Below are 18,418 nucleotides of genomic sequence, written 5' to 3'. Positions count from 1 at the left end.
CTGTATTAAGCGAGGTGTAAATATATCTAGATATCTATTGATATTTAGAATCAATAGATATTCAACCTGATCTAATTAAATTTGACTGCTGATTAATTGGCCATTGGTAAGGTGAACCAGAAGCTACTACCTTCTTCTAATACACTTTCTACGCCGATTTGCCCATTGTGTTGTTTGATGATTTCCGCACAGATATAAAGTCCCAGGCCTAAGCCGGTATACTGGCTACCTGAATTATCTGCACGATAATAGCGATCAAAGATGTAGCGTAATTTTTCTGGTTGTATCCCCGGACCGCGGTCAATAACGGAGACTTTTGCCATGCCATCTGCTTTTTCAATCCGGATACGAATCTCTTTTGATTGGGCTGCATATTTTATTGCATTATTGAGGAAGTTGACTACAATCTGTTCAATCCTCATCGCATCTGCATAAACGGCTATATCAAGATCTCCTTCTGTTTCAATAGAATATATGCCATCTGCAGTTAAATCATGGTAACAGTCTTTCAGGATGCTGGACAGGATAAAGTTCTCCTGACTGATGTGCAGCTGTCCCTGGTTTGCTTTGCTGGAATTTAGTAAATCTTCGACCATTGCATTCACCTTCCCCAGGCTTTTATTGGCCTGGACAACCAGCTTGGACAACATCCCTGTAGCAGGTGGGTTGTCTTTTATACGATCTAGTAATTGCAATGATGCTTTTAAACTAGTGATGGGTGTTTTCAGCTCATGACTGGCAATAATGATGAAATCATCTTTTTGTTGTTGCAATAAACGTAGCTCCTGGATGTCTGTTGCGGTGCCTACCCAAAGCTCCAATTGGCCCGATTGATTTTTAACGGGCATTAAGCGAATGAGGTGCCATCTGTAAAGTTCATCTATTCGTTTGATGCGGATTTGAAATTCACCACCTTCCTTTGTATTCAAAATTGAACGGAACTGATCTATGCTGATATCGAGATCTTCTGCATGTATCACGGATCTAAACCCGAACATCCGACTTTTCTTAATGTCGATGCCGGTATAGTCAAAACATCGCTGGTTATAGAAGACCACATCACCTTTAACTGTATTTGTCCAGGCGAGTTGTGGAATGGTTTCCATCATGCTGCGGAATCGGCTTTCACTTTCGGCAAGGGCTTTTGTCCGCTGCGTTACGCGGTCTTCCAGCTCCTGATTCAAGAGGGAAAGCTCTTCATTGATGGTTTTTAATTTTTCATCAGCTAACAACTTTTCTTTCCTGATCTGCGTGTCATTTAAAGCCCTGTTGATTTTGGTTGATAAGGTGAAGAGCTTGTTTTTTGACACATAATCCGTTACCCCAGCCTTAATCAGCTTAACTGCATTTTCTTCCCCGATGATACCAGATACGATGATAAAAGGAATATCCGGGTAATGCTCTTGTTTGATATGGAAAGCACTCTCCGCATCAAAAGAAGGTAGAGAATAATCTGATAATATAAGGTCCGGAGAAAAACGATGAAGTGCCTGCTCAAATGTTGTGCGTGTTTGAACAACTTCTGTTACAAAAATAAGGTCAGATTTTTTTAATTCCCTTTGCAGGAGATCAGCATCACTTTCATTGTCCTCAACAATGAGTATTCTAAGATTCGTAGCCATTATTTACACGACATAATTATAATTGGAGAGCTGAAATTTGGTGTTAATGCGCGGATTGACTTAATGCCAACCAATATAATCCGATCTCTTTTACAGCTTTGAAAAAGTTATCACTGTCCACCGGTTTTACAATATAACTGTTTGCGCCCAATTGGAAGCATCTCTCTATATCAGGACCTTCATTGGATGAAGTTAACATCACGACTGGAATGGATTTAAGGTTTGGATCAGATTTGATCTTTTCCAATACCTGGACACCTGAAATCTTCGGCATTTTTAAATCCAGCAGGATCAGTTTTGGATACTCCTTGTCGCTTCTGGAAGCATAGTCTCCTCTACAGTATAGGAAATCGAGTGCTACAGCACCGTCAATTACATGAAGTAGCTTATTGGTTACTCCACCTTTTTTCAGCGCACGGATGGTGAGTGCAGCATCGTCGGCACTATCTTCTACAAATAAAATTTCAATATTGTGGTAGCTCATTTTCTTTATGTTAATGGTTTACGCTGAGTAAGCTAAAATAAAAGCAAGACCCTTCGTTTAATGTTGATTCGGCCCAGACTCTTCCCTGATGTCTTTGAACAATCCGGTGTACAATGGCGAGGCCGATACCAGTACCCTCAAATTCTTCCTGTGAATGTAAGCGCTGAAAAACTCCGAAAAGCTTGTCGTAATATTCCATGTCAAATCCGGCACCGCTATCTTTTACATAATATACAATATGTTGGTCTTCCTGGTAGGCACCGATTTCAATCTTCGTTTTTTCTTTGTAACGTGAGTATTTAATGGCATTAGAAATCAGATTGATCCAAACTTGTTTAATCAGTGATTTATCGCCCTGAGCGCCTGGAAGTTTAGCGATATTAAATTCGGGTAGGTTTTCCTCTTCTTCAAATACGAATTCATTTTTAACCGTATTGACGAGGTCATTCATGTCGATTGCTGAAACAGTCACCTGTTTTCTTCCCAGTTTGGAGAAGGCCAGCAGGTCGTCAATCAATTCGCCCATCTTTTTTGAATTGTTAATGATCGATTGCAGGATTTTTATTCCATCAGCGTCCAGTAGTTCTCCATAATCTTCTACAATGATTTTTGTGTAACCATTGATGGCACGGATTGGGGCCCGTAAATCATGAGATACGGAATAGGAGAATGATTCCAATTCTTTGTTTACAGATTCTAGCTGTGCAGTACGTTCAATAACTTTTTGCTCTAATTCGTCATTCAGTTTACGAATGTCATCTTCGGCATTTTTAAGTTCTCTATTGGCAATGCTCAATTCTTCTGCTCTCTTTTCTTTCTCTTTGTTTTGAAAGGCGAGTTCTTTATTGGCGATGATTAGCTCTGCAGCACGGTTTTCTTTTTCTTCATTTTGAAAAGCAAGCTCTTTGTTGGCAATAATCAGCTCTGCTGCTCTTTTTTCCTTTTCTTCATTTTGGAAGATCAGTTCTTTGTTGGCTATTGCTAATTCTGCGGCACGGTGTTCTTTTTCTTCATTTTGAAAAGCAAGTTGTTTATTGGCAATTGCTAATTCTGCAGCACGGTGTTCTTTTTCTTCAATTTGAAAAGCAAGTTCTTTATTTGCTATCACTAATTCTGCGGCGCGGTTTTCTTTCTCTTCATTTTGAAAAGCAAGTTCTTTGTTGGCAATGATCAACTCTGCGGCGCGGTTTTCTTTCTCTTCATTTTGAAAAACAATCTCTCTGTTCGCAATAATCAATTCATCGGAATCGTTTTTTTTCATGTCCTTATTAAAAGGTATAGGTTGAAAATAAAAATGGGAATAAGAAAAGAATGGGGGTATTGGGTAAGGGAAGGAATCGCTTTTCTTTGATATTTTATAAAGCTAACATAATAAAGCGGTACCCTATTATATGTGAGGATAAATCGTACAAACAATCGTACAATGGCTGATAGTTAGAGGGCTGGAAAAACGAAGAGCTTGTTTGGAGGGTTACAGCTTTTCTTTGATGGCTGCACGTTCAAGTTTCATTTGCTCGTTTTCAGGTGCGAGCATCAAGCCTTCATCATATTGCGCTATTGCTTCTTTATAGGCACCCAATTGTGCCAACACATTGCCGAATCCATGGTATATTTCCGGGTCTTTTGGATCGAGTAACCAGGCTTGATTTAAACGGTACATTGCTGTTTTGAGGTCTCCTTTATGTGCATAATCCAGGCCCCATCTGGAATGAACATATGCCGCACGTTCTTTGCTGCCAAATTGCTCGGTTACGGCTTTAATAAACCGTTGGTCGATCTCTAAATGGGCTTTTGTTTTAACCACACCACTATATTTAGGTAATAATCTGATGTCAGATTTCGCATGATTTTTCCACTGTTCATACTCCGTTGCAGTGTTACAGGATAACGCAAACAAAGAGATACTGGAGATCATGATGATCCTAAATATAGACTGGAATGATTTCATACGGAAATTTACTTGCGGTAATACTACGGTTTTACAACCAATTCTTCGGCTGTCAGACAGAAAAATAGATTCTGCAACTGGTGAACGTATAATAATTTATAGTCTAACATGGCAATTTCTCCATCCATAGGTTGGAAGTCGTCACTTAAGACAAATTGATGTCCATTTTTCTTTTCCAGTACGTAAGTGATTTCAATGCCTTCTTCATATTCAAAATCGAATTTCTCGAAGCCAAATTTAGTCAGCCATTCTGCCGTTAGTTTTATAGGCTCCATTAATCCTGCCGAATCAATATCAGATCCATATGGTATTTGCTCCGGGTGACCATGATCTAGTGTATAATTTCCTATTCTTAATTCGCTTGATTCCATAATCCGTTCTTTGGCCGCAAAATTAGGATAATTAAACCTTAATCCATATTTTGATTTAAAGCGGTGTTTTATTGAAAATAAATCCTGATCAAAAACAAGATTTTACCTGGAATAGCAATTGTTATTACTTTTAGTTATGACTTATAACTTTATGTATTTATGTGATCAGGAGAATTAATGCCACTTTTGGTTACCAAATCAGCTATTGTGAGCGAAGAAACTAAACCTAACCAGACCCATAAAACCCTTATTTATACGGCGAAATCCATCGTATTAGTTTCTCTGTTGTTTATTTTATGCAGTCTGATTGGAATTAGTGTTTGTTATTGGAAAGACAGTCCTGATTTACGGAATACGACAAATCAGGCTGTTGTAGCTGTAGAGGCTACTAAATCTCTGATAAAAGCGAATCCGATCCCGGCGGATGCCTGGAAATCTCCGGAAGAAAGCACGATCCCTGCTGATGAATATGGCAATATGATCCGTTACGGAAGAGAACTCGTAAAGAACACCGCACAATATTTTGGACCAAATGGTTCTGTAGCCAGGATTAGCAATGGTATGAATTGTCAGAATTGTCATTTGGAAGCCGGAACGAAAACTTTTGGCAACAATTACTCCGTGTTTTTTGCCAGTTACCCCAAAAAGAGTGCGCGCTCCGGTAAAATGGCTGAAGCCACCGAGCGTATTGCAGATTGCTTTCAGCGCAGCCTAAATGGAAAAGTTCCTGACCTATCAGGAAAAGAAGTGCAGGCGATGCTCGCGTATATGAAATGGCTAGGATCAGAACAGGAGAAAGGAAAGAAAGCATTTGGTTCAGGCACGGAAAAGCTGAAATATATGGACAGAGCTGCAGACCCACAAAAGGGGCTTTTGGTTTACCAGAATAAATGTCAGAGTTGCCATGGACAAGATGGGGCTGGGGTAAGGACTGAAGACCAATTGGCTTATGTTTATCCGCCTTTATGGGGGAAGCATAGTTACAATGATGGCGCAGGGATGTATAGGCTGAGTAATTTCGCTGGTTTTGTGAAAAATAACATGCCCTTTGGGATAAGTTATCCGGATGCTCAACTTACAGACGAAGAGTCCTGGGATGTAGCTGCATTTGTGAATTCCCAGCCCAGACCACATAAAGCGCAAAAAGAGGATTATCCTGATCGTACTAAAAAACCAATTGATGCCCCTTATGGTCCTTATCTAGACGGGTTTTCTGAACAGCAACATAAATACGGCCCTTTTTCTCCAATAGTTTTGGCGCTGAAAGAACTTGAAAGCGGAAGCGATCATTGAGGCATACCTTCTACCATTTATCCCTAAAATATGAAAATCTTAAGACCACTGTGTTTTGCGGCAATTGCCCTGATTTCTTTAACCTCTGAACTGCATGCGCAGGAACATCGGTTTGATCCACCATGGAATACCCCGCCGGAAAGTAAAGTCCAGTTTACAGTCCCTGGTATAGACAATGTACCTGACCTTTTTGGAGATATCAATGACCCTCAGCTGGTCGTGTTTTTCGCAGGGAACCAGTTTATGGTGATTGATGAACTGATCGCCGCCTTTAAGAAAAAACATCCCCAATACCAGCGGATCTTTGCAGAGACACTTCCTCCGGGAATTTTGGCTAAGCAAATTGCCACTGGGAGTATTGTGATTGGGAATATGAGGATTACTTTGAAGCCCGACGTTTATACTGCCGGTAAGAGCAGAATAGAACAAACTCCGGAATGGTTTAGTAAAACACAGGTTTATGCCAAAAACAGACTGGCGATTATGGTGCAGAAAGGCAATCCTAAAAAAGTAAAAGGATTAAAAGACCTTGGTCGGAAAGACTTAAGAATAGCCATGCCTAATCCGGATTTTGAGGGAATAGGAAAAAGAATTGAAGAAGCTTATGTAAAAGCGGGAGGCGAAGCCTTAAAAGAGCGTGTGATGAAAACTAAAGTGAAAGACAAGAGTACCTACCTGACTCAGATCCATCACCGACAATCTCCGATGCGCATTTTATATGACCAGAGCGACGCTGCTCCGGTATGGTTTACAGAAGCTTATTATCAAAAAATGTTAGGTCATCCTGTAGAAATGATTGAGGTCCCGGAAACTGAAAATATCCGCTCTCAATACCTTGCTGGACAGCTTAAAAATGCTCCACATCCGGAAGCAGCAAAAGATTTTATGGATTTCCTGGTAGGGGCAGAGGCCAGCGCCATTTATAAAAAATTCGGCTTTGAGCTGCCTTAAATGGCCGGATCTTTGCTTATTTTTGTAGGTATAGGAAAAATACGTTTAATGTTTCTGTTGAGGAAAACCTGAACAGGGCATATAAAGCGTTGGTACTTAATGGAAATTAGGTTCTTTACTTAAAAAACAAAAATTATGAAAAAGGCAATCTTCGCTATCTTGATCTCTTTATCAGCTTTAACATCTTGTAAAATGATGAATAAAGGACAACAAAACACATCCGAAAATGCTGCAGCAGCAAAATTAAGCGGCAATTGGGAGTTAAATTACATTACAGGTGTAAGGATCGCTTTTACTGGTTTATATCCAGGAACAAAGCCAAGTATTGATATCAATGCAGCGGCTAATGAACTAAGCGGAAATACCAGCTGTAATTCTTTTGGTGCTAAACTAGAAGTAAAAGGTAGCAAATTGAAAGTGGATTTATCAGCATCTCCGATGACGATGAGACACTGTGAGGGTGAAGGTGAAATGAGATTCCTTGAAATGCTTAAAAAAGTAGATGCCTACACTTTAGATGGTAACACACTAACCTTAATGATGGGTGATGTTCCAGCAATGAAGTTCACAAAAAAATAGTATTTCCTTTATTGCCATTCCGGCAATAACAGCTGATAGAAAGCTTTTTACCGCTTAAGGGTAAATTTTTTAGGCTTTTAATCGTTCAAATGAATATAAGTTCACACTTTTGTGGAACTTATATTCATTTATCATTAGCGCAATACCACAAAGATTGAAGCAAGTAGAAGAAAAACCTGAAGGGCAAAAGCTTCAAAGGGGGTTACAAAACAGACATATCCAACTGATCGCCCTTGGCGGTGCAATAGGAACCGGTTTATTTCTAGGTATCGGTTCTGCTGCGGTTTTAGCAGGTCCATCCGTAATTTTAGGTTATGCCCTGGCAGGGATTATCGCCTTCTTTATCATGCGCCAACTAGGCGAAATGGTAGTAGAAGAACCTGTCTCAGGAAGTTTCAGCCACTTTGCTTTTAAGTATTGGGGTTCTTTCGCAGGCTTTGCCTCCGGATGGAATTACTGGGCATTGTACATTCTGGTGAGCATGTCTGAATTGACAGCAATCGGGATCTATGTGCATTTCTGGTGGCCGGAAATACCTCTGTGGACTTCCAGTCTTTTCTTTTTCATTGTTATTAATGCCTTGAACCTTACTTCTGTAAAAGTTTATGGGGAAGTTGAGTTTTGGTTTTCTATTATAAAAGTAGTAGCTATTATCGCAATGATCGTTTTTGGCGCCTATTTATTGGTAAGTGGCAGCGGTGGAGAACAAGCCAGCGTACAAAACTTATGGAATGATGGTGGTTTCTTTGCGAAAGGTTGGTTTAGTGGGGATGGAAAAGGAGGTTTTCAAGGCTTATTTGCTGCGATTGCCTTAATCATGTTCTCTTTCGGCGGACTGGAACTCATTGGAATTACTGCTGCTGAGGCGGAAAATCCAGAAAAAACCATTCCTAAAGCAACCAATCAGGTGATCTACCGTATTTTGATTTTCTATGTAGGAGCGCTAGTTATTTTGTTCTCTTTGTCGCCATGGAAAAATATTACCACTGATAGTAGTCCATTTGTTATGGTGTTTGAAAGCCTGAAAGGTTTTGAAATCAATGCCTTTGGAAAAACGATATACTTTACCAGTATCATTGCGAATGTATTGAATCTGATCGTGCTTACTGCCGCGCTTTCTGTGTACAACAGTTGTGTATACAGTAATAGCCGGATGCTTTTCGGCCTTGCCGAACAAGGAAATGCACCCGCTTTCTTATCGAAACTTAACAAGAATCATGTGCCAATTAAAGCAATTCTGGTTTCCAGTCTTTTTGCGGCAATTTGTATTATCATCAATAAACTGATTCCTGAAAAAGCATTGGAAATACTGATGTCGCTGGTGGTTTCTTCTTTGATTATCAATTGGCTGATGATTAGTATTACGCATTTGAAATTCAGGAAAGCTAAAGATGCAGCATTGGTGAAGACTAAGTTCCCTTCTTTTATTTATCCTCTGTCTAATTATATCTGTCTGATTTTTCTACTGGGGATTTTAGTCATCATGTGGATCACCGGAATGAAACTCTCCGTAGAATTGATTCCAGCATGGATTCTTCTTCTGTATATCTGCTATGTATTGGTCAATAAAAGGAAACAAAAACTAAAGCAAGTAAAAGGGCAATAGCAGATTATTTCTGTACATTTAGGTATCAGTCATCAGTCGAAATGATTGGTTTAATATGCCCTAATGAAGCTCAAAAAAACGCTTATTCTTATCGGAACTACGCTGGTCTTCCTGATCATAGCTACGTTTATTGCTTTTAAAATCAGTCCCTGGCCATATTCAATGCTGATCAGGTATGTTTTTAACAAGGAGGGAATAAAAGTAAATGAAAACCTGGTAAAACGGCTGCAGACTGGAGTTTCAGAAATATTAGACCAGCAATATATCCCTGAGGATAAGTCGGCTAAACTGGATGTTTATTATCCTTCAACAGCGGCTGAGACAGGACAAGTTCTGCCCGTAATCGTATGGATTCATGGTGGTGGTTGGGTTGCAGGAAGCAAAGATCAAATGAGTAGTTACTGCAAGATATTAGCTGCTCAGGGCTATACAGTGGTAGCGATCGATTATACCTTGGCTCCGGAGGGAAATTATCCTTTACCCTTGCAGCAAACCCAACGTTCAATTCAGTACCTGCTGGCTAATGCCAGGCGTTTCCATATGGATACGAGTCGTTTCATTCTTGCCGGAGATTCTGCTGGTGCCCATATTGCCGCGCAATCTGCTAATATCATTTACAATAGTGATTATTCCACATTATTGGGAATTAAACCTGCTATTCAAGGAAAGAACTTGCTGGGATTACTGTTGTATTGTGGTCCTTATGATATCAGTTTAATTGATCAGTCAGGAGATTTTTCAGGATTCTTAAAAACCATTTTATGGGCTTATAGCGGTCAAAAGGACATCAATAGCGAGGTTTTTAAAACGGCATCTGTGATCAATTACATTTCTAAAGACTATCCTCCAACTTTTATTTCTGTTGGAAATGGGGATCCTTTATTACCTGCTTCTCTTGCTTTGGCCAGAAAATTGACTAAAGTAGGTGTTCCAGTAGATTCTTTGTTTTTTAAGCCTGATTATCATCCTCAATTGCCTCATGAGTACCAATTTAATCTGGATACTGAAGCTGGGGAATTGGCCCTTCAGCGGTCTCTGGTATTTCTTAAAAAGGTAACTGGGCAATAGGGTTGGCAATTTTATGGTTGCACATTCTAATATGAAACAAGCCTTTCTCTGGTAAAGCGATAGGTTTTGATACATTTGAGAACATTTACCCCTAGTTCAACCTCCATTGAAACCGAATATTACCTTCGATGCTTTTTATAAAGCGGGACCTCCAATTTTAGTATTGAAGCCGGATCCGCCATATTTTACGATCATAGAAGCTAACGATGCTTATCTGAACGTAACTTCCACTACGTTAAAAGATTTGGTAGGCCGACCCATTCTCACCGCATTTCCTCAAAATCCAAATGATAGGGTGTCTAAAAATACAGAGGTATTTTATAATAGCCTGCTGACCGTGTTGGAAACCAAAAAACAGCATGTATTGAGCATTCTAAAATATGATATTCCGATTAGAGGAACGGAGGAGTATGAAGTGAAATATTGGATGGTGACCAATTACCCGGTCCTTGATGACCAGGGGAATGTGGCTTATATTGTTCATACCAATGTTGATGTGACCTCCACCTATGAATTTGTCAAAAAGGAAAGGATAGAAATAGAGGTGGAAGAATGGACGAATAAGCACCTTCGCGAGTTTTTTGCCCATGCCCCAGTGGCAATTGCTATGCTCAAAGGAAGAGATTTAAAAGTAGAATTGGCTAATTCGCTGATGTTGGAAGTATGGGGTAAATCACAACAGATTATCGGTAAAAGGATGTCGGACGTACTTCCAAATACGATTAAATTGGAAGTCCTCAGCTTGATTAGCCAGACTTATTGTACCGGACGCTCTCATTACAAAGAAGACATTAAAATGCTGCTTGCAAGGGAAGGTTCCTTAGAGGAGGCTTATTTTAATATGGTCTATCATCCGCTAAGGGATAGTTCAGAGCGCGTATGTGGTGTTATTATTATGGCGGAGGAAGTTACTGAACAAGTAAATAGCAAAGCTGAATTATTGCAGGAACAACAAAGAAGCAGGCTGGCTATTGAAGCCGCCGACCTTGGTGTGTTCGATATGGATGTAGAGAGTGGGGTGCTGAAATGCGACCTGCGTTGTAAGGAGATCTTTGGAATAGGTGATGGTGATGTTTATGATCAGGCCAGAGAATTTATGAATGTGCTCCATGATGATGATAGAAACAGGTTAATTAAACTCATGAGGAATGCATTTAAAAGACCCTTGATCAATGGGGATTATGACGTGGAATTCCGTACTGTGAGTACCGTTAGTCAGCAGCTGAGGTGGGTGAGGGCGAAGGGCAAGTTGTTTTTTAATACGCAGGGAATGCCAGGTAGGTTTATTGGGACAGTTCTGGATAATACCCGTCAAAAAAGAGAAGAACAGCTTAAAAATGATTTCATTGCCATGGTTAGTCATGAGTTGAAAACGCCATTAACCTCTCTGAAAGCCTATGTTCAACTGATGAAAAGAGTAGAGAAAAAAGAGACGGATACGATGACTTTTGAAACTTTGGAAAAGGCGGATACTCAGGTGAATAAAATGGTCAGTATGATCAATAGTTTTTTGAATATTTCCAGATTGGAAGCTGGTGGCATTGTGATCGAGAAATCAGCGTTTGAGTTCAATACATTAATCATGGAAGTGATTGAAGAGGTTAAAGCGATTGTAGATCCTCATGTGATTACTTTTAATGGTGGCGAGGAATTGTGGCTTACCGGCGATCGGAATAAAATTGGTCAGGTGTTGACGAATTTGCTCAGCAACGCGGCAAAATATTCTCTTCATAACAGAGACATCAGCCTGGATTGCTGTAGAAAAAACACAAGGGCGCAGGTTTCTGTCAGAGATCGGGGAATGGGGATCCGAGAAACGGACCTTCCTTACCTGTTTACAAGGTTTCAACGATTTGAAAGTGCCGATACCAAAAATATCTCCGGTTTTGGGATTGGATTGTATTTATGTTCTGAGATAGTGAAAAGCCATAATGGGAAAATCTGGGCAGAGAGTGAATTCGGCCGGGGAACTACCATGTATTTTGAATTGCCTATCAAATGATGAAATTAGATCCTTCCTATGGAAGGTGGCGTTTTTTTTCAGTGATCCATAAAGACATATATTTAGTGCTGTTGGCATTGTGGTATTGTAAAATCTGGCCAAAGAAATTTCGTTGACGATGACTTTTCAGGTCATGGCTTAAGTTTTTCAGTGTTTTCCCAAAGGCAGTTAGAAAGGATGATTTTTCATACCTGGCCTGAAGCAGCAGAAGGCCATTTTGTTGTGCCTGGAGCCATTTATCTTTCATTTGATATAAAGTTACTGCTTCGGTTATGAAAAGCTCAGGATCATCAGCAATTGAGCCATTCCAGTCTAGACCTCCGCTCATGGCTTCAGCGCCAATGGTGCTGGTTACATTTGGGGTGCCAGTTAACATCGCATCAATGAATTTTCCTTTTAGCCCTGCGCCAAATTGGATAGGTGCAAGCAATACTTTATGCGCTGAAATGGCAGATTTTGCATCTACTGCGCGTCCATGGACCAGAAATTTTTCCTTTTCGTTGTGCAATTGCATTACCTTCTGACTGCTGTATGCACCATATATATGGAGCTGTACGCCGGGTAACTTTTTCCTGAGTACGGGCCAAATGGTTGTTTTTAAGGTTTGAAGGGTATGCCAGTTTGGTTCATGTAAGTAATTCCCAATGAACACAAAACCTGCCCGTTCTTCAAAAGATTTCCATTGTTTAAGCACAGTTGCTTCTTGTGTTTCTTCTAAAAATGGCAAATAGTAGATCAATGAAGGGTCAATATGAAAAGTGTCTTTTAATATTTTCATTTCTACTTCAGAAATGATCAAAGAAAGGTCGCATCGAAGGAGGGAGGCGATTTCTCTTTTCGCCATATCTGTAAACAAATCGCTGGTTTGGAAGGCTTGTCCGGTTTTAATCGCCTCTTGGCGAGCATGGCGCAGACAATGTAAATCTTCTGTATCCAGGATTCTTAGCGCATCCGGGCATTCCTGCTGCACTCTCCATCCATATTGTTCTTCCATCACAAACCGGTCGAATAGCACCACATCCGGACAAATTTCCTGAAGGATCACATTGAACCCATCGTCATTTAGTTCGATTTCCTGTGTGATTACTCCCTTTGTAGCGAGATCAAAGCTATATTCCGTGGTAGAAGCTGCACAAGCGAAAGTTACCTGATCGCCTTCCGAAATAAAGAAATCAATGAGTTGAAGCATTCTTGTACCTGCTGCGGAAGAGCCGGGCTCCGGCCACACTAAACCGATGATCAATATTTTCTTTTCAGCCATTTCTTTTAAATTATCGCAAAATAGATGTTTTTAATGCAAAGCCTATGATTATTCCTAATTTTGAGGCGGAGAATTTTATTTAGACCCTCATGCTTGGATTAAAACTATTAACAGACCCCCGTTGGGCCAATATTGCAGAATCAAATTTAGAAGAGATATTAACAGATCATGCCTGGTGCGAACAAAAAGCCGCAACTAATGCGATTACATTGATCACTAATAACTCAGAGCATATGGATTTGGTGGAAGAATTGACCGCCATTGCTATAGAAGAGATGCAACATTTTCAGATGGTAATTGAAATCATCAATCAACGTGGATATACACTGGGTAGAGAACGGAAGGATGATTATGTGGGAAGATTGGTGAAATTTAGTCGTAGAGATGGGAGCAGAAATAACGCTTTTATTGACCGACTTTTGTTTGCTGCAATGATTGAAGCCAGGAGTTGTGAAAGGTTTCGCGTGTTGTCGCAAAACATCAAAGATCCAGAGCTGGCTAAATTTTACCATGATCTGATGGTATCTGAAGCAGGCCATTACACTACTTTTTTGAACTTTGCGCGTAAATATACGATTGACGTAGATGTGGATGCAAGGTGGAAAGAATGGTTGGAGTTTGAAGGTGAACTGATCCAGAGTTATGGCAATAAGGAAGCGATTCACGGTTAATTTTGTGATGACATAAATATTTTGAGCATTTCCCTTAAGTTGCGGATTGCAGGTTAAGGGAAATGTCTTTTTTAGGTATAGCTGGTTAGTGTATGTTTTTTTATGGGAAAGCTAGATGGACAACAAGAATCCAATCGTGAAATTAGCATCCCAATCAAACACAAATGTGTCGCAGTTTGTCGCATCTTTAATTGCTTTATAGATATTGACGCCACTTCTGATCTTGATTTTATCCGTTTTGTATTTCGAGGGATCTTTTAATACGGTATATCTTTCCTGTTCTTTACGCCCTTGATTGGCCAATTCGAAAGGGACTCCACCAATGATAAAGCATATTTTTCGTCGGTTAGGAAGTACTTTCTCTGCCGCAAATTTTACTTTTTGGTACACTGTACTATCCTGCATATCCTTTTCATAATATTTTGCACCTGGTGCTTCTTCAAACTGTATCGATTGATCTATCCAACAGATCTTTGTGTTTCCAGATCCAATATCGACCACAAATGAAGTATTGGAATAGGCCTTTGGTAACACGCATTTCAAGGCTAATTTTCCTTCTTCTTCCGGAGTTACCAGGTTCACTACAAATCCCATCTTTTTCAATTCGGAAGAAATGAGCGCTGTTTTGGGTTCTTTTTGTGCGCCTGAACTGATCACAAAGTGAATGTTTTTAGATTTAACCCCCTTATCAAACATTCCTCCGATATAATCTTTTAGACCCATCCTAATGTCTGTAGTACTGGCCATACCTTCATAAACGAATGATTTTCCAAAATCTTTAGACACAATTTCCCAACGTTTTTCTTTGTCTATATTGACAATAAAGGCGTTGAATCCTGATGCACCTACTTCAACTACACCTTTGTATTCCCCATTTACAGGTTTTTCTGGCGTATAATTGAAATCATGTTGGATCTCAGGAGTGTTGTTGGTGTTACCTCCTTTGTCTTCCTGATTTTTGGTGGTTATAGAAGCGATATTCATTGCTTCCCCGTCAAATTTGCCGATCCTGAAAACCAGAGCCCCAATTGCCAGGACAAAAGTAGTGATCACTATTGCTTTTATTGGCCATGATATCCTGGCCCAGATAGACTTCTCTTCCATTTTGTTTATCGTGCTGAATAACGAAGATAAGGTATCATTTAATTAAATGTTCATAGGAATGAAATGAACATTCTTCCTATATTGAAAAGGAATCCAATTGTAGCTGATTGATGTTACGATTAAACCCCAGATTTCTAAAGCGCATTGATATAATGAAGACTAATTTCAAAATGGATCGTCAAACTTATAAAGACTTGAATGTATTTGGAGATGCATCAGGATCGGAGGCTATTTTTAGCATGTTCAAATCGACGAGAACATTAGGAGGGAAGGAGAAAATTCAGGAGATGATGGAACAACCATTAGCGGATATTCATTTGCTGAATGGACGAAAATCTGCGATCCAATATTTTCATGACCATGGGCTGGTTTTACAGATCAAGAGTGAACAATTAGACTTGATCAGCTATTATTTGAAATTCAAAAAAGTGATTTCCAGAAACAACATATTAGACTCTCTGGTAGATTTCATAGGAAAGAAAACGAGCAACGACTATTATATTGTGACTAAAGGACTGGAGTTTTTCATTACACTCTTCAAATTTCTTAGGGAATTTATAGCTGAACAGGACACAGAAAAACTTCCGGAATATCTTAAAGCCAAGCTGGAAGAGCTGGAAAGGATCCTGAATCTGGATAGTGTAAAAATGGCAATGAGTTTTCAGAAGAAAAAACTTAAATTTTATCAGGTGAGTAAGCTGGACCATCGGTTTCGCGGAAAGGACCGGGCTGAACTCCTTCATCTGGTTCAATTGGTTTATGAATTGGATGCCTTTGAAACCATTGCTGCAGTGGCCAGAAAAAGGGAGTTTTGTTTTCCAGAGTATTTTGAAACCGAAGATTTAAAAGTGGAGCTGACAGGTTTCTTTCACCCTTCTATCGATCAGCCGATTAAAAATGATATTTTTTTGAATAGTGAGGAGAATATGATTTTTCTAACGGGATCTAATATGGCGGGTAAATCATCCTTGTTAAAGTCTTTGGGATTGGCGATCTATTTATCCCATCTGGGATTTCCAGTTCCTGCAAGGGCGATGAAAACCATGATTTTTAATGGGCTGCTAACTACAATTAATCTTTCTGATCATATTGGAGATGGGTTAAGCCATTATTATAGCGAAGTAAGAAGGGTAAAAGAAGCAGCGACAACACTCCTGGAAAACAATAGGATGTTCATCATTTTTGATGAACTTTTTAGAGGAACAAATGTAAAAGATGCCTACGATGCTTCATTACTCATCATTTCTGAACTTGCAGCCATTCGGAATTCTGCGTTTTTCATTTCTACTCATTTGGTAGAACTAGCCATTGAATTAAAGAAACTGGATGCTATCGCTTTCAAGTATTTGGATACCTTTTTTGAAGGAGAAAAGCCGGTATTTACATACCGGCTGAAAGAAGGTGTATCTGAGGAACGTTTAGGTATGTACATCATTCAAAAAGAAGGAATCGTGGACATCATCCGCGCAGTACCTCAGCAAAAGATTAGTAATTTACTTTAAAACCTAAAGTATACCAGGTACCAGGCATTGGGATCGCTTCTGCTTCAATAAATTGAGCGTTAAACAGGTTGGAAGCATCGGCATAAATGCTGTAATGAGGCTTTTTAAAGGCCAGTTTAGCATCGATGACCGTATAATCTTTATAACTAATCCGGTCCTGGTAACGTGCAGCAAGGGTTAGGTCCATCACTTTACAAAAGCTGGTGGTTAATGTACCACTCAATTGATTTTTTAGACTTCTCAATGCATATCTGGAGAAGTTGACATTGGAAATTGTTGTTTTAATTTCCGGATCCAGATAGGTATAGGAGGCTCCCAGTCTGAAACCATTGATGATTCTGGTACCAGCAGTCGCAGTCCAACGGTAATCTCCACTTAAAGTCAGTCCATTCGTATTGACCTCACTGTAGTTCTTTGGCTGGTAGGGATCCGTTATTTTATCTTTTACCCAGTCAATAAAATGGTCAATTCTGCGTGAAAAATAACTCAGATTTCCTGAGAAATGCGCGTTGTTAAATTTGATTCCACCTTCTGCATATTTGGATTTTTCAGGAACCAATTGATCGTTGCCAATATTGCCCTTTCCAGCATAATACAGATCCGTATAGGTCGGTAAACGTTGTCCCGTACCCACATTTCCATATATGCGCCAGTTGTCATAGATGTCGTAACCGATGTCCAGACCAGGAAAAGCTTGCCAGCCATAGTCGGAATTGTAATTGGTGTAGGCGCCGACATTTACGGACACCTTTCTAAAAGGCTCAAATTTATACTCTCCATAAAAGCCAGTATTGCTGCGGTTTCTTTTTCCAAGACTAGCACTTTTGATGTATTCGGTTCTAGCCTCTAAGCCCAGTCCGAATGTTCCTATACTGGTTTGAATCGTGTTATTCAGCTCCGCATCCCATACATTAGTAGCATGGTGGTTATGAGAAAGGGAGGGGTTCTTTTTGGTGTAAATGTAATCATCCACATTATTTCGATAGCTGATCCTTGGGGTCATGGTCCAGTTTTCGGTGATTTTTGTACTGTAGGCAATTGCTGCAAGGGCCGTTTTTACGGTTTCTTCAGCATCTTTATCACCGGGCGCTGCATAGAATCCATTTGCACCAAATTTATTGTAGATGTAACCAGCCATGACATCAAGCTGGTCAGTTTTTCCTACATTGACTTTTCCCTGGTAATAGAGCTTCTGGTTATTGAAAGCAGTATTGTAGCGGTAACCATTGCCGGTTTCCTGTCCCATAGAAAACAAGTGACTGGATGCTTTTAAAGCGAGTGTACCACTAACATACTGACCAGAATTCACATAAATACCGCCGTCGCCTTCTTTTTGTTTGAAACTACTTCCTGCAAATACATTGGCAGAAATGCCCGTTTTTTGTACTTTGCGTGTTACAATATTGATCGCTCCGGTAAGGGCATTGATGCCATAAACCCGGGAAGCAGATCCGCGGAGTACTTCAATATGATCAATATCATCCATAGAAATGGGTAGGTTCATCATATGGTGACCGGTTTGTGGATCAGAAACTTTAACTCCATTGAGTAAAACCAGTGTTTCATCAAAGGTACCACCATCAATACTGATGTCGGCCTGACTACCACCAGGGCCACGCTGACGAACATCTATGCCAGAGACATAGCTGAGTAATTCAGAAATGGATCTTGCAGGTAGGCTTTTGATCTTTTCGCTGTCAATGATCCATATGTTTCTATTTTGTTTCGAAAATGGAAGTTGAAGTCGGTTTTCCTGGACTATGACTTCATTTAATTTTCTTGTGGTATCCGTTAAAGGCTTGGAGGAATTGGGAGCTTGTGCGTTTACAGTCAGGCCAAAACCCATCAGGACTATAAAAGAAGCAGAATTTTTAAAAAGCATTATTATTTATTTTGAAGGCCAAAGATATGTTGTTTTCGTACTTTGAACCACTATAAGTTTTCTACAGTATCTAG

General features: G+C 39.8%; 16 protein-coding genes. 8 read left to right on the top strand and 8 right to left on the bottom strand.

The annotated features are described in order from the left end of the window. Window positions 1-92 precede the first annotated feature (92 nt). The 5 genes from R2S10_RS15065 to R2S10_RS15045 form a co-directional block, all read right to left on the bottom strand. The gene (locus R2S10_RS15065; RefSeq protein WP_316841246.1) at window positions 93-1,622 is read right to left on the bottom strand and encodes an ATP-binding protein; all 1,530 of its coding nucleotides are present in this window, start codon (window positions 1,620-1,622) and stop codon (window positions 93-95) included. Between the two features lie 43 nt (window positions 1,623-1,665). Then, window positions 1,666-2,106, bottom strand: a complete 441-nt coding sequence (locus R2S10_RS15060) for a response regulator (protein ID WP_316841245.1) — start codon at window positions 2,104-2,106, stop codon at window positions 1,666-1,668. 10 nt (window positions 2,107-2,116) lie between these two features. Then, window positions 2,117-3,367 (bottom strand): sensor histidine kinase, encoded by a 1,251-nt coding sequence (locus tag R2S10_RS15055; RefSeq protein ID WP_316841244.1) that lies wholly within the window; start codon window positions 3,365-3,367, stop codon window positions 2,117-2,119. 210 nt (window positions 3,368-3,577) lie between these two features. After that, on the bottom strand, window positions 3,578-4,054 hold the full coding sequence (locus R2S10_RS15050) for a tetratricopeptide repeat protein (protein ID WP_316841243.1): 477 nt from the start codon (window positions 4,052-4,054) through the stop codon (window positions 3,578-3,580). A 23-nt stretch (window positions 4,055-4,077) separates the two neighbouring features. Then, window positions 4,078-4,425 (bottom strand): hypothetical protein, encoded by a 348-nt coding sequence (locus R2S10_RS15045; protein ID WP_316841242.1) that lies wholly within the window; start codon window positions 4,423-4,425, stop codon window positions 4,078-4,080. A 207-nt stretch (window positions 4,426-4,632) separates the two neighbouring features. On the opposite strand from R2S10_RS15045, the gene R2S10_RS15040 reads away from it, so the two are divergent. The 6 genes from R2S10_RS15040 to R2S10_RS15015 all read left to right on the top strand — a co-directional run bounded on the left by R2S10_RS15040 (window position 4,633) and on the right by R2S10_RS15015 (window position 11,924). Beyond that, on the top strand, window positions 4,633-5,718 hold the full coding sequence (locus tag R2S10_RS15040; RefSeq protein WP_316841241.1) for a c-type cytochrome: 1,086 nt from the start codon (window positions 4,633-4,635) through the stop codon (window positions 5,716-5,718). A gap of 30 nt (window positions 5,719-5,748) precedes the next feature. Beyond that, the gene (locus R2S10_RS15035; protein ID WP_316841240.1) at window positions 5,749-6,669 is read left to right on the top strand and encodes a substrate-binding domain-containing protein; all 921 of its coding nucleotides are present in this window, start codon (window positions 5,749-5,751) and stop codon (window positions 6,667-6,669) included. Between the two features lie 135 nt (window positions 6,670-6,804). Continuing rightward, window positions 6,805-7,248 (top strand): META domain-containing protein, encoded by a 444-nt coding sequence (locus tag R2S10_RS15030; RefSeq protein ID WP_316841239.1) that lies wholly within the window; start codon window positions 6,805-6,807, stop codon window positions 7,246-7,248. Window positions 7,249-7,402: 154 nt separating this feature from the next. Next, complete coding sequence (locus R2S10_RS15025) at window positions 7,403-8,854, top strand: amino acid permease (RefSeq protein ID WP_316841238.1); 1,452 nt, start codon at window positions 7,403-7,405, stop codon at window positions 8,852-8,854. Window positions 8,855-8,917: 63 nt separating this feature from the next. Beyond that, on the top strand, window positions 8,918-9,922 hold the full coding sequence (locus R2S10_RS15020) for an alpha/beta hydrolase (RefSeq protein ID WP_316841237.1): 1,005 nt from the start codon (window positions 8,918-8,920) through the stop codon (window positions 9,920-9,922). Window positions 9,923-10,028: 106 nt separating this feature from the next. Beyond that, window positions 10,029-11,924, top strand: a complete 1,896-nt coding sequence (locus tag R2S10_RS15015; RefSeq protein ID WP_316841236.1) for an ATP-binding protein — start codon at window positions 10,029-10,031, stop codon at window positions 11,922-11,924. Window positions 11,925-11,940: 16 nt separating this feature from the next. Here R2S10_RS15015 and R2S10_RS15010 read toward each other — a convergent pair whose 3' ends face one another. Then, window positions 11,941-13,185, bottom strand: coding sequence for a glycosyltransferase (locus R2S10_RS15010; RefSeq protein ID WP_316841235.1), 1,245 nt, complete (start codon window positions 13,183-13,185; stop codon window positions 11,941-11,943). Window positions 13,186-13,274: 89 nt separating this feature from the next. Between R2S10_RS15010 and R2S10_RS15005 the strand changes: the two genes are divergently transcribed. Beyond that, the gene (locus tag R2S10_RS15005; protein ID WP_316841234.1) at window positions 13,275-13,856 is read left to right on the top strand and encodes a tRNA-(ms[2]io[6]A)-hydroxylase; all 582 of its coding nucleotides are present in this window, start codon (window positions 13,275-13,277) and stop codon (window positions 13,854-13,856) included. Between the two features lie 111 nt (window positions 13,857-13,967). Here the strand turns inward: R2S10_RS15005 and R2S10_RS15000 are convergent, their stop codons facing one another. Next, window positions 13,968-14,960, bottom strand: coding sequence for a hypothetical protein (locus R2S10_RS15000; RefSeq protein WP_316841233.1), 993 nt, complete (start codon window positions 14,958-14,960; stop codon window positions 13,968-13,970). A 152-nt stretch (window positions 14,961-15,112) separates the two neighbouring features. Here R2S10_RS15000 and R2S10_RS14995 point away from each other — a divergent pair, with 152 nt between their 5' ends. Next, on the top strand, window positions 15,113-16,462 hold the full coding sequence (locus R2S10_RS14995) for a MutS-related protein (protein ID WP_316841232.1): 1,350 nt from the start codon (window positions 15,113-15,115) through the stop codon (window positions 16,460-16,462). On the opposite strand, the gene R2S10_RS14990 is transcribed toward R2S10_RS14995, so the two are convergent. After that, on the bottom strand, window positions 16,446-18,344 hold the full coding sequence (locus R2S10_RS14990; RefSeq protein ID WP_316841231.1) for a TonB-dependent receptor plug domain-containing protein: 1,899 nt from the start codon (window positions 18,342-18,344) through the stop codon (window positions 16,446-16,448). The genes R2S10_RS14995 and R2S10_RS14990 overlap by 17 nt on opposite strands. Window positions 18,345-18,418: the final 74 nt, after the last annotated feature.

It is taken from the genome of Pedobacter gandavensis, from assembly GCF_032678745.1.
Lineage (GTDB): Bacteria > Bacteroidota > Bacteroidia > Sphingobacteriales > Sphingobacteriaceae > Pedobacter > Pedobacter gandavensis_C.
Note: the sequence above shows the minus strand (reverse complement) of the source record. Positions and strands in the feature narration are given on the sequence as shown.

What these genes read in the sequence shown, in the direction of transcription:
- R2S10_RS15065 (WP_316841246.1), bottom strand. Translation starts at nt 1,622, where the DNA reads ATGGCTACGAATCTTAGAATACTCATTGTTGAGGACAATGAAAGTGAT.
- R2S10_RS15060 (WP_316841245.1), bottom strand. Translation starts at nt 2,106, where the DNA reads ATGAGCTACCACAATATTGAAATTTTATTTGTAGAAGATAGTGCCGAC.
- R2S10_RS15055 (WP_316841244.1), bottom strand. Translation starts at nt 3,367, where the DNA reads ATGAAAAAAAACGATTCCGATGAATTGATTATTGCGAACAGAGAGATT.
- R2S10_RS15050 (WP_316841243.1), bottom strand. Translation starts at nt 4,054, where the DNA reads ATGAAATCATTCCAGTCTATATTTAGGATCATCATGATCTCCAGTATC.
- R2S10_RS15045 (WP_316841242.1), bottom strand. Translation starts at nt 4,425, where the DNA reads ATGGAATCAAGCGAATTAAGAATAGGAAATTATACACTAGATCATGGT.
- R2S10_RS15035 (WP_316841240.1), top strand. Translation starts at nt 5,749, where the DNA reads ATGAAAATCTTAAGACCACTGTGTTTTGCGGCAATTGCCCTGATTTCT.
- R2S10_RS15030 (WP_316841239.1), top strand. Translation starts at nt 6,805, where the DNA reads ATGAAAAAGGCAATCTTCGCTATCTTGATCTCTTTATCAGCTTTAACA.
- R2S10_RS15020 (WP_316841237.1), top strand. Translation starts at nt 8,918, where the DNA reads ATGAAGCTCAAAAAAACGCTTATTCTTATCGGAACTACGCTGGTCTTC.
- R2S10_RS15010 (WP_316841235.1), bottom strand. Translation starts at nt 13,185, where the DNA reads ATGGCTGAAAAGAAAATATTGATCATCGGTTTAGTGTGGCCGGAGCCC.
- R2S10_RS15005 (WP_316841234.1), top strand. Translation starts at nt 13,275, where the DNA reads ATGCTTGGATTAAAACTATTAACAGACCCCCGTTGGGCCAATATTGCA.
- R2S10_RS15000 (WP_316841233.1), bottom strand. Translation starts at nt 14,960, where the DNA reads ATGGAAGAGAAGTCTATCTGGGCCAGGATATCATGGCCAATAAAAGCA.
- R2S10_RS14995 (WP_316841232.1), top strand. Translation starts at nt 15,113, where the DNA reads ATGAAGACTAATTTCAAAATGGATCGTCAAACTTATAAAGACTTGAAT.
- R2S10_RS14990 (WP_316841231.1), bottom strand. Translation starts at nt 18,344, where the DNA reads ATGCTTTTTAAAAATTCTGCTTCTTTTATAGTCCTGATGGGTTTTGGC.